The organism is Alteromonas sp. DYW1 (assembly GCF_059752595.1).
Genome location: NZ_CM186038.1, coordinates 2,320,940 through 2,332,933, shown reverse-complemented (window position 1 = coordinate 2,332,933; position 11,994 = coordinate 2,320,940). Strand labels below are relative to the sequence as shown.

General features: G+C 47.8%; 9 protein-coding genes. 4 read left to right on the top strand and 5 right to left on the bottom strand.

Annotated features, from left to right (window positions below):
• Both AC121Z_RS10345 and AC121Z_RS10340 read left to right on the top strand, forming a co-directional pair.
• Entirely contained in the window at positions 1 to 1,305 is a 1,305-nt protein-coding gene (locus AC121Z_RS10345; protein WP_498123954.1) for a DUF885 family protein, read from the top strand.
• Positions 1,302 to 3,320 carry an alpha/beta fold hydrolase gene (locus tag AC121Z_RS10340; protein WP_498123953.1) on the top strand — a complete coding sequence of 673 codons (2,019 nt, stop codon included), beginning with the start codon at positions 1,302 to 1,304 and terminating at the stop codon, positions 3,318 to 3,320. The genes AC121Z_RS10345 and AC121Z_RS10340 overlap by 4 nt, the downstream gene beginning before the upstream one ends.
• 50 nt (positions 3,321 to 3,370) lie before the next feature.
• On the opposite strand, the gene nadK is transcribed toward AC121Z_RS10340, so the two are convergent.
• The 5 genes from nadK to AC121Z_RS10315 form a co-directional block, all read right to left on the bottom strand.
• Positions 3,371 to 4,246, bottom strand: coding sequence for an NAD(+) kinase (gene nadK, locus AC121Z_RS10335; RefSeq protein ID WP_498123952.1), 876 nt, complete (start codon positions 4,244 to 4,246; stop codon positions 3,371 to 3,373).
• Positions 4,247 to 4,401: 155 nt separating this feature from the next.
• Positions 4,402 to 5,169: a 3-hydroxybutyrate dehydrogenase gene (locus AC121Z_RS10330; protein WP_498123951.1), complete on the bottom strand. Its 768-nt coding sequence runs from the start codon at positions 5,167 to 5,169 to the stop codon at positions 4,402 to 4,404.
• A gap of 14 nt (positions 5,170 to 5,183) precedes the next feature.
• Entirely contained in the window at positions 5,184 to 6,185 is a 1,002-nt protein-coding gene (locus AC121Z_RS10325) for an extracellular catalytic domain type 2 short-chain-length polyhydroxyalkanoate depolymerase (RefSeq protein ID WP_498123950.1), read from the bottom strand.
• A 9-nt stretch (positions 6,186 to 6,194) separates the two neighbouring features.
• The gene (locus tag AC121Z_RS10320) at positions 6,195 to 7,418 is read right to left on the bottom strand and encodes an E22 family MetX-like putative esterase (RefSeq protein ID WP_498128211.1); all 1,224 of its coding nucleotides are present in this window, start codon (positions 7,416 to 7,418) and stop codon (positions 6,195 to 6,197) included.
• Positions 7,419 to 7,432: 14 nt separating this feature from the next.
• Entirely contained in the window at positions 7,433 to 8,728 is a 1,296-nt protein-coding gene (locus tag AC121Z_RS10315) for a GntP family permease (protein WP_498123949.1), read from the bottom strand.
• A gap of 193 nt (positions 8,729 to 8,921) precedes the next feature.
• On the opposite strand from AC121Z_RS10315, the gene AC121Z_RS10310 reads away from it, so the two are divergent.
• Positions 8,922 to 11,237, top strand: a complete 2,316-nt coding sequence (locus AC121Z_RS10310; protein ID WP_498123948.1) for a TonB-dependent receptor — start codon at positions 8,922 to 8,924, stop codon at positions 11,235 to 11,237.
• A gap of 56 nt (positions 11,238 to 11,293) precedes the next feature.
• Positions 11,294 to 11,950, top strand: coding sequence for a response regulator transcription factor (locus AC121Z_RS10305; protein ID WP_498123947.1), 657 nt, complete (start codon positions 11,294 to 11,296; stop codon positions 11,948 to 11,950).
• The last annotated feature ends 44 nt before the right edge of the window (positions 11,951 to 11,994 follow it).

The following is an 11,994-nucleotide window of genomic DNA, read 5'->3' as shown; positions in this document are numbered from 1 at the left end:
ATGCCAGCTCACTTTACATTACGTACCCTTGCCGCATGTCAGCTTGTTATTGCTGGCACCGCTTGGGCGAACTTACCCGCGACAGCAGCCAGTGACTTTAACAATGCTGTTCTGGCTATCACGCAACAGCTTAATCAACAGCCACTGCAGCCGGTTCAGTTAGACTTTGTAGCGTTTCTGCAATCACTTGAGTCGGAAGCTCAACATAGCATGCAAACGCTTGCTAAACTGACAATACAAACAAATGCGCTTGCGCCAACAGATGCCTGCCAATCAATTACAAAGCAGAGTTTAACTTTTCAGCTAAATTTGATGACCGAGCGCCGTCGCTTAACCCAGTCTAAGAAAACTGAGTATCCCGGCGTGTTTAGCCAAATGCCTAATGGATATCAATGGTATAAGCACTGGTTAGCATCATGGCTTCTAGAAGAAGTATCATTAACAGAGCTGCAAGCCATGGCTCATGATGAACTTCAAAACGTTAAAACGCTGCGTCAGCAGCTTGAACATAAAGCGCTCCCTAAGGGACATGAATACGCTTATACAAGAAACCAGCACAACACAATAGTTAAAGCTTTTCAGCGTCGAGAACGAACCGTCAATACTCACTTAACGCAGCTATTTAGCTTCGATTCACGTGTTACGCCAGTTAATATTGCATCTTCTACTTTACCCAAAGCGTTTCCAGCGCCCGGTATTTATGACCCTGCCAGTGGCACCTTTATTTATCACTTACAAACTGACGAATTACCGGAAGCACATATGGATTGGCTGTTCGTTCACGAGGGCGTTCCCGGGCATCACTTTCAGCATATTCTGACCAATAAGTATGCATTATGCCCATCCCTTAACGGCGTCCCTATGCCAATGGTAATGCGAGAAGGCTGGGCCGCATATGTTGAAACCTTAGGGACAAAAATAGGCCTATTCAATGATCATGCAAGTTATGCTTACGCGCTCGAGTGGCGAACGCTACGTGCATTGCGTGTATTGATAGATATCGGTATTCACGCACACGATTGGCCCGATGAACGAGCAGAAACGTTGTGGCAACGATATTTGCCAGATACCCCTAAAATAATGCGGCGAGAAATCGCTCGCGTAAAACGCTGGCCTGTGCAGGCTATCACTTATGTATATGGAAAATACTTGATCGAACAGGCACTACTTAAATACGCCACGCCGCAAAATGAAAAAACGGTGCGAAGTATTATTTTTCAATTGACTAATCACAACCCACTGGCATTGGACTTTGTACCGCGGTTTATAACGCCCACTTCAGATAATCCGGAGACCTCTTTATGATTCCTGTGTTTCAGCGCCTATCACTTATATTCGCCCTTATTTTATGTGCATTTCCCATCCATGCTGAAGATTTACCTCGTGCAGTGTTGTTAGGCGTTGGTCCTGCTCAATCTGACAATCGAGACGGAATTGTCGTTGGCCATATTGCACCAAACAGTACTGCACAATCGCTGGGGTTACAGGTCGGCGATAGACTTACTCATGTTAACGGTCAGTCAGTGGCGCAGTTCGCTGATTTAGTCAGCCTTATTCAAAACATGCATGCTGACAATCCCATTAGCGTGAGCATTATGCGTGAAGAACAGACACTGCAACTCGAAGGGTTGATGCAACCTCGCCCCTACGAAGTGAGCGATATTGCCGATGTGAGTTATGAAACAGTCGAGTTTACAGGTAATCGCCTTCGCGCAATCGTCCATACGCCTAAAGCACGTCGAGCCAACGAAGTGCTCCCTACCGTGTTTTATATACAAGGGTATACGTGTGGTTCGATTGATTTAGGCATGATGCCACACAGCTCATTGTCTCAGTTGGTCAATCAATTTGTAGCTGCGGGTTATATTGTATTTCGTGTAGAAAAACCGGGGGTTGGTGACAGCGTTTCACCTCGTCCTTGCACTGCGATTGATTTTACCGAGGAATCTCAAGCCTTTGTACACGCGCTGCGCGCGCTGAAACAACGTGAGCAAGTAGATCCTAATCGTATCTATTTATGGGGCCATTCTTTGGGTGTATTGCACAGTGCGGTAATGGCCGACCAAGAAAGCGTTGCCGGGGTTATTGGTTACGGCGGCGTGTACAAGCCATGGTATGACTATTTGCTAGACATATACTCACAACAATCGGTTAAGCATTTTAACGTAGCGACTGCACAAGCAAAGCGCAACACAAGCATTGTTAAGCCCTTGCTAAATGCGTGGTTAAATACCTCAGCACCTTGGCAAGATGTTCTCGCCGATCCTGCAAATCAATCCGCGCTAAATAGTGACTTATTGCCTATCAATGGCGAGCAAATTTTCGACCGTCATTACAGTTTTTTTCGCGATATGAATGGCTATGACTTTCAATCCATGTGGAAACGAATTGATGCACCTGTTCTGATGTTGCATGGCTCACTTGATATTCAAGCCATTACTGCCGATTGGGCCAGTGCAATTGCCGACGCAAGCGGGGATCCCCATAGCGCGTCACACATCATAAAAGGTGCTGAGCATGCATTTATGCGTTACGGCGATGCAGAACAATACGCCAGTGCCAGAAGTTCAGGCAGTTTTAACCCTGGTAATGCCGGAGACCGCTATGATGCGCGTGTCGGAGAGAAGTCTTTGGAGTGGATTGCTGCCTTACCAAAGCACTCAGGTAAGAACCAATTGAGCTTCTATGACAAGACTCACGACAAAGCATTTGTCGGCAATGGGTTTGTTATTTCACACAACGACACCTTGTACGCCGTCACGGTAAAACATGCGCTACTAGAAGCGAAAACGCCACAAATGGAACATGTAAGTATTGAACAAGCCGTACAGCAATGGTCACTGGCACAACATCAAGGAAATTCTGACCCCATTGTATTGGGCAAACTGCTCAATACAGACCCCAATGAGCCAATTGATATGTCCGTTCTACAACGTGATTGGTTAGTCTTTGAGCTAGACCAGACGCTGGCGAATATGTTCTTAAAACCGCTTAAACTTCGCAGTTCTGCCCTGATCAACAACGAACGTTTGATCGCGATTGGCTGTACATACGCCACCCAAAACACATGTGAACAAGACACCTACGCTGGTCACTATATTGATACTGAGGGGAATAATCTTCGCGTGCAAATGGACAACTTAGATCCAGCAGCTTTGCGAGGCTTAAGCGGTAGTCCTGTGCTGGATAGTAATGGCCAAGTCGTGGGCATTGTGTCTAATGTGTTGCGGTCAAAAAGTGGAGACGGTTTTGATTTTGCGCCGGCAAGCACGGTTTATCTGAAGCAGGTTTTAAAAACTTTTGCAGATGCAAGGAAGTGAATGGTAATACTCTGCAAAGCGTCGAAAAACTCGCTCCGCACTAATTTTACTCAGTATAGTTTGCTACCCCAGCCCAATTTATTACGCAGTACGGTAAAGTAACTATAGCCTTTGGGGTGCACTAACGAAAGTTGGTCGGGATTTTTGCGGATACGGATTTCATCCCCGGGCAATACCGGTAGTACGATGTGGCTGTCACAGCTCACTTGTAGGTTGGAGCTATTGACCTTTGATACCCGCATAGACACCGTTGAGTTTGCATCGACCACAATGGGGCGACTGCTTAAGGTGTGTGGGAACATTGGGACTAAAGTGAGTGCATCAAGCTTGGGCATCAAAATAGGACCACCGCCAGAAAGGGAGTAAGCCGTGGATCCAGTGGGTGTCGCAATAATCAAGCCATCGGAGCGTTGCGAAAAGACGAAGTGGTCATCAATGTAGACCTCAAACTCCATCATGTGCGCCACTTTACCGTGGTGCAACACAACCTCATTCACCGCTGAACTGGCGCTTTTCAATTGCTCATGGCGATACACTTCAACTTCCAATAAGAAGCGCTGCTCGGTGACTGATTCACCAGCGAATAGCAGGGCCAGCTGTTGTTGGATTTCATCTGGGTGGATATCGGTTAAAAAGCCGAGATTCCCACGATTAACGCCGACCACTGCCACATTAAAGCGCGCCAATACGCGTGCCGCGCCGATCATGTTGCCATCACCGCCTACGACAATGGCTAAATCGGCCTGCTTACCAATATCAACCAAGCTGCAACTGGTTAAGCCTTGCTCTTGGAAGTCTTTGGCAATGTGCTCCTCGAGCAATATGTCACATTGCTGTTCGCGCAAAAAATCGATCACTGCAGATAGACTCTGCTGCGCGCCTTGGTGTGCGGGTTTGCCAATCAGTCCAATGGTTTTGTAGGTCATGCGTTATTGTGCAGATTGCTAGTGCCAAAACACTAGCATACTTCATTGGGAACACAAATCCTCATTTTTTCATCCTAAATGCAGTGCTACCGCCGGCTCGGTTGAGGGGGCAGCTAACTCCACGTCAGCGCCAAATTAGGCGACTCGATTGCAGATTATCGACAGGTCCAACCACCATCCAAAATGAGAGTTTGCCCAGTAATATTGCGGGCACTGTCTGAGATTAAAAACTTGGCGCTATCTGCGAGTTCCTGAACATTGATAAAGGCCTTTTTCGGCATAGGCTCCAACATGATCTTGTTGACTACATCCTCTTCCGAAAGGTTATGCTCCGCAGCTTGCGCCGCGATCTGTTGTTCCACGAGTGGGGTTTTTACATAGGCAGGACATAGGGTATTGATCGTGACATCACAATCACCGGTTTCCAATGCAACAGTTTTGGCAAAACCTAACAGCCCATGCTTGGCCGCGACATAGGCCGATTTATACGGCGAGGCGATTACAGAGTGGATCGAGCCCACATTGATGATCCGGCCAAAATTTTGTTGGCGCATATGCGGCAGTAAAGCTTGGGTTAGTAGTGCTGGCCCAACCAACATCACTTGGATCAGTTGTTGCCATTTGTGGGCAGGGAAGTCTTCTAACTTTGCCACGTGCTGAATACCGGCATTATTGATTAAGATATCGATCGGGGTGGCTTGTAATTGTTGCGGTAATTGCGCCACCTGAGCGGGATCACAGACATTCAGTTCTAGTGCCGTGGCGCTTCCTTCGCCCGCAGCTAGCTTTCCAGCGGCGCTTTGCGCGGCCGCTAGGGATAAGTCAGCGATAATACAATGGTGCCCAGCGGCGACCAAACCTTCAGCAATGCCAAAACCAATCCCACTGGCACCGCCAGTGATCAAAATGTTGCGTCTAGTCATGGTGTTTTCCTTATCTATTGTGACCGACTATTTAACTGTTCAATCATATTTTTGATGGCGACAATCTGGGTGCCGCTGGCGGTGGCATAGTTGGCACCGCTGTAACCCCACCAGTCCCAACAGCCTTGTGGATTAAGCGGCATAATCATTGAGGTTTGGGTTTGCGGATAAAGCACAACCATGCGGTTACTTTCAGCCCACTCATTCAACCCTGTTGAGCTCGCATATAGGTCACCGACGGCTTGCGCGTTTTGATTGCAGCCATGGAAACTAATATGTAAACGACATTCCTCAGTGGTGCAGGCGGCAGGAATATATACATAGCCGAATTCAGCTAATCCTTGTGCCTGCTCACCGCCCAAAGCATGCTGATTAAAACGCTGCAAATTTTCCGGCTGTGCGGTGGTTTTCGCATCCAGTTCACCCACCAGTGCTTGCAGTAGTTCACCGGCAGCATCATAGCCACAGGCGCCAATATAGGGAGATTCTGACTGTGCACAGCTGGTCCCTTGTTCTAGCGTAGGAAAATGATGAGCAAACGGCTGGTCGTTGATATAAGTCACTGTGCCGCTAGTAACCCAATGTTGGTACTGCGCGACTAGTGCATCGGCTGCGCCACGGTTGACGGTGGTGTCTTGCGTGCCGTGCAGGATCCACACCCGGTCATCGGCGAGGTTATCCAGCGCCGGTAATTGGTTCGCTTTGGCATATTCTTTAGCTTTCGCTAACAAAGCCGGAATATCAATCGGACTATTCAATTTCGAGACACACTGCCCCAAAGCGATACCAATATCACCGCGGGCACAATAATAGGGGCCGGTGCCAATCAGTGCTGCACCGCTGATCCAGTCGCTATTGGCGAGATGAAACTGGGTTGCCATATATCCCCCCGAAGATAACCCACTCACGGTGGTTTGGCTCAGATCTAAGGCTAAAGGTGGGGGGGTATCATTTGCACCAGCAGGGTTAGCAAGGGCTGCTAAGCCCGCAACGATATAGGGTACTGAATTTTTCATACTGAATTCTCACTTGTGTTCAACAGCATTTGCTTGTGCCTCTAACGCCAAAAAGTCACGAATGGTCGTCGCGTGTTGGGCGATACCCAAGACACCTTCAAGATGACCTAAATCACCCGCAAGTTCTTGGTAAGTTGAAGATTTATTTAACGCTTGCAGCTGCTCATGGGCTTGCTTGGCCAGATAGGGCATAAGGAGCAAGTCTTGACTGGCCGGTAGAAGTAACGTTTTGGCTTGAATGTGCGCTAACCCTTGACTCAAATCTTGTTGTTGACCGGCAAGAAATAACTGGCAGGCCCTTACCAGATACAGGAGATGATTGGCATCCATAAGTTTAGCGCGCTGAGCAGCGCGTTGTCGTAACCAAGCGGTAATCGCATGTTCAGCTTGGATATCCATGAGTGGCTCGGACTGTAAAGCATAATGACCAAGTTGCTCACCTTGCTGCTGAAAAAACGCAGGGGTGAGGGCGTCTTGGGTAATGAACATAAGTGCTGCAGTTAATCCCTGCAGGGGCTGATGTTTGCCATAATAGTCACCTTGTTGCCACGCCGGATCGAGTTTTATTGGGATCGCCCATTGCTCCAGCAACGTTGTAGTCCATGGGTCGGCTTGCGCGGCGCCAATCACTGAAATTAGGCGTGGCACCCATGTCGGATAAGCACTGGCCCATTCAATGGCTTGCATTGAACCCATTGAGGGCCCCGCAACCGCGTAGAGCTTCTTAATGCCTAAGCTCTCGAGTACGCGCTTTTGAATATTGACCAAATCACGCATGGTGATAACCGGAAAGGTTAAGCCGTAGGGTTTACCTGTTGTGGGGTCAATCGATGCTGGGCCAGTGGTTATCACATTCGGGTCATGCACTGAGAGGTTGGCTAAACTATCCACGCTGATGACAAAAAAGCGGTCAGTGTCGATGGCTTTACCAGGTCCAATGATGGCATCCCAATAACCTGTAACCGGGTCATCGGGGTGATATTTTCCAGCCGCATGGGAGTTCCCCGTGAAATAATGGGTGATCAGGATCACATTGTCTTTTTGCGCATTGAGCGTACCGTAGCTTTCCCAACCAACTTTCACCTCAGGCAAGATGCGACCATTAAAAAAAGTGAAGTCGGTAGTGGTAAATGTTTGTTTGCTGGTCAGCAACGTTTGTGCAGTACCTTGGCCGTTGAATAACAGCAAAGCTAATACGCCAAGTTGGATGTATGAAATGTAGCGTTTAACCATTTGCATGATGAACTCTAGAATAGGGTAAATAGAGTGATGGCCATGGCCAAACCTACGGTAGGTACCACCACGGTTAGAGCCGCCAGTGGCCAATAGGCCGCTTGATGCGTTTCTCCACAGATCGCGCGAATCGTAGTAACGACATAGCCATTATGCGGCAGCGAGTCTAATGCCCCTGAAGAAATAGAAACAATGCGGTGCAATTCTTCTGGGTCAACCCCTTGGTCCATATAATGCGGACCGACCAGCGGTAAAGCAATGGCCTGTCCGCCCGATGCAGAGCCGGTTAACCCTGCAATAACGCTCACCGCAATCGCTGCGCCAATTAATTCATTACCGGGAATTTGCGTCATCACTTCCACGGTAGTTTGGAACGCTGCTGTTGCTTTTGCAATTGAACCAAACCCCACCACAGCGGCGGTATTTCCAATCGCTAACAGCGCGCCCGTGGTACCAAGATGGACCGCCTCAGAAAGATTGTGAAAGTGCTGAAAGTTAATGGCCATCAAGGTTAATACGCCGCCACCTAGCGCAACGATGAGTGCTAACTGAGCCAGACTTTCGTGTAGTGTAAAGGACAGCACTAACACAACAATTAACGGCACAATACCGGTCATAGGGTGCGGATAATCGCGCACTGGAATTTCCGGATCGGTTTTACGTGCCTCAAACTTCTCACCATTGGCCACTGCTTTACCAATCATGCGTTTGAGCCACCAATAGCCAAACAAGGCCATAAATACGGCCACTACAAAGCTGACTTCCCAAGCAGCAAATGGGGAGGTGCCTAGGTATTTAATCGGGATCCAGTTTTGAATTTCCGGGGAGCCGGCGGAGGTCATCGTAAAGGTGACTGAACCAAACGCCATGGTTGCCGGAATAAAGCGCCGTGGCAGATTGGCATCTTTAAATAAACTTAGCGCCATTGGGTAGACAGAGAAGGCCACAATAAACACGCTCACACCACCGTAGGTCAATATGGCACAGGCCAACACTACCGCTAAAACAGCACGATGAAAGCCAAGTTTATCGACTATCCATTTTGCCACTGCGTCAGCGGCACCGGTGTCCTCCATAAACTTGCCAAACAGCGCACCGAGCAAAAACATAAAGAACCAAGAAGCGATAAATCCGGTAAACCCTTGCATGTAGGTAGTAACAAAATTGCCATCGCCAATAAACACGGGTAAGCCACTGGTTAATGCAACAATGAGTGCACAAAGCGGCGCAGCAATAAACAGGTTCATACCGCGTATGGTTAGAAAAATAAGCAGCGCTAAGCCGCCAATTAATCCAATTAAACTGAGCATAATATAGTTTCCTAATTGAGTACTGTGACCGCAGACTCCTGAAAACGAAGTTCATTGTGGCGGGATCGAAGATTTATGCCATAGTACCATCGTACTACATACCTTAACGAGATTTTCACATAGATTTAACACCAGACCGTAGCCCTGCAATTGTGTTTAAAACCACTAACGATATTAAAAAAGGGACAACCCTATGTACCAGCAAAATAATACTCAACCGTTTGCCAAGCATGCCTGCGCAATGGCTATCAGCGCAGCCTTGTTGGGCTTCAGTAGTCATTCTTTGGCGCAAGAAAACAATCCAACCGACGCCGCACAGGACAAGCAAAAGCTTGAACGTATTGAGGTGACAGCGCGTAAAACCGTCGAATCCTTGCAGGAGGTTCCCGTCGCTATTACGTCGATTGGCGCTATGGAACTTGAACAAAAAGGGATTGCTGTACTGACTGAACTGCAGCAGTTTTCACCGAATACCACACTCCAAACCAGCCGTGGTACCAACTCCACCCTTACTGCATTTATTCGCGGTCTGGGTCAGCAAGATCCTTTGTGGGGATACGAGCCGGGAGTAGGTATTTACATTGATGATGTTTATTTGGCCCGTCCGCAGGGAGCAGTGCTCGATCTGATGGATGTGCAGCGAATTGAAATTTTACGTGGCCCTCAAGGCACGCTGTACGGTAAAAATACCATTGGTGGCGCAGTTAAATATGTGACCAAAGAAATGACCGGTGACATGAACTTTAATGTGCAGGGCACGGTTGGTAGTTATTCTCAACGCGATCTTAAAGTCACCGGTCAGATCCCTGTGGTTGATGACACCTTTTATATCGGTTTTGGTTATGCTGACCTTAGTCGCGATGGCTTTGGTACGTATTTACAATCAGCTATTCCTAATCAAGATCTTGAGAACTACAACAAAGATCTTTGGGCTGCGCGGTTGTCTGTTGAATTGCGTCCAGCGGATGACTGGTTTATCCGTATTGGTTGGGATAAAACTAAAGATACTTCAAATGCCAAAGGCGGCTATCGTCTGATGCCCAGCCTGCTGACTGACGCCCCAGTACCAGACAGTGTATTTGATTCCTACACCAGTTTACCCACGTTCAATGAGGTAACGCTTGAGGGGATCAGTTGGTTAGTCAGACATGATTTCTCTGAAAACCTCGAATTAAAATACATTGGCTCATCGCGTGAGAGTTACTCTCCAACCAATATTGATTTTGATAACACCGCGCTGGATATCTTTGACGTACCGGCTGAATATGATGATGAAAACACCACCCATGAATTACAAGCCAACTACAGTGGTGATGCCTATTCAATTGTCGGCGGTGTTTACCTGTACGATGGTGAATCCTGCGGTAACTTCGATGCTGTGCTGGGCTTCTTAGGTCGAGCTGCCTTTGGTGTACCGGGTTTGACGCGTGAGGTCACTGGTTGTAACAACAGTGAGAGCTGGGCGGTGTATACGCAGGCTAATTTTGACTTAACCGAACAACTTTCTATGTCTGTAGGTGCTCGCTATACCGATGAGGAAAAGTCTGCCACAGTTAATAACGGTTTAGTCTTTGCTAACGTTTATCCTTACAGCGACTGGATCCCAGGTTATCAGCGTCCGGCTGGCGACCTGGTGCCGCAAGTACTGGGCAGTGATACTGACGGAGATGGTGTGCTGGATGCTCCAGCGGTGGAAAGTTGGTCACGCTTTACTCCCCGCGTAGGTCTCGAATATCAAGTTGATAGAGATCTGATGTTTTATGCCAGTTATTCACAGGGCTTTAAGTCTGGCACATTTAATCCGCGCGCAACGATTAATGAACCAGGGGTTAAACCTGAAATTGTTGATTCCTATGAAGTGGGTATGAAGAGTGATTGGAGCGATAATTTACGTGCCAATATCGCGTTGTTCACCTATGACCATAGTGATCGCCAATACATTGGTATTGAAGGAAACAGTGATGACCCCACAGCGCTATTACAACGCTTGCGCAATGCTGCGGAAACATCTGCAAAAGGCATAGAAGCTGACTTTACCTATGTAGCTACTGACAATCTGCAGTTTGGCTTGAATATTGGTTACATCGATTTTGAGATTAAACGCAATGACGCAATTCCACCGTTAATCGGCCTGTCTAATACGCCTGAGCTAACCTACAATTTGTCTGCAGGTTATGTACTCGAAAGTGGGGTGGGTGATTTCGTTTTCAGTGCCAACTACTATCATCGTGATGATTACTTAATCTTTGAAACCAGTGATCTTATCCAACAAGATGCCTACGGCATGCTGAATATGAGCGTCAGTTGGGAGAGTCAGGAAGGGAATTGGTTTGCTAGTTTACACGGCAAAAACCTAACCGATGAAGAGTACGTGATTGGCGGCTATGACTTTGTTACCCGTAATGATGATGGTACGTTGGGGCCGGGTTTGGGCGGTGATACAACCCTCATTGGTTACTATGGCGATCCGCGCACAATTCACTTGACCGTTGGGTATCGCTTCTATTAAGTTTGTTCGTGTGTGTTGTGGCGGCTTCGGCCGCCTTTTTTGTTTAGAGGGAACCCATGCAAACATCTCCCGCTTGCCACGTCTTAATTGCCGATGATCATCCCCTGTTTCGCGCTGCTATGAAGCACGCGCTCGGTGACATTATTGTCGGCACATTGTATGAGGCGGAGGATTTTTTTCAGGCCAAGGAACAATTGGCTGAACACCCAGAAATTGAGCTGGTTTTTCTTGATCTTGCAATGCCCGGTAATCAGGGATTGACGGGATTAAGTCAACTGCGTTTGGATTACCCGAATACTTTGGTTGTGGTGGTTTCCGCGCAAGAAGATATCCATCTCATTCGTCGTGCAATTGCGCTGGGTAGCAGCGGATACATTCCAAAATCGACACCACTACCGATCATTTCCACTGCGGTACAAGCTATCCTGAATGGCGACACGTGGCTACCGGCGGATATCGATGTCAATGCTGAGGTGCCGCGCGATCAGCAGACTGAACAATTCATTACCCGGCTTAATCAACTTACGCCACATCAATTTAAGGTGCTTAATTTGATGGCCAATGGTTTACTCAACAAACAAATCGCCTATGAGCTGGACATTTCTGAATCGACAGTCAAACAGCATGCCTCTGCAGTATTGAAAAAATTGGGCGTGATCAATCGTACTCAAGCCGGGGTTTTGTTTAAACAAGCCTTACAGTCAGAAGAATAAAAAAAACCGGTAACTGGGTTACCGGCTATCCGCTTGGATGAATA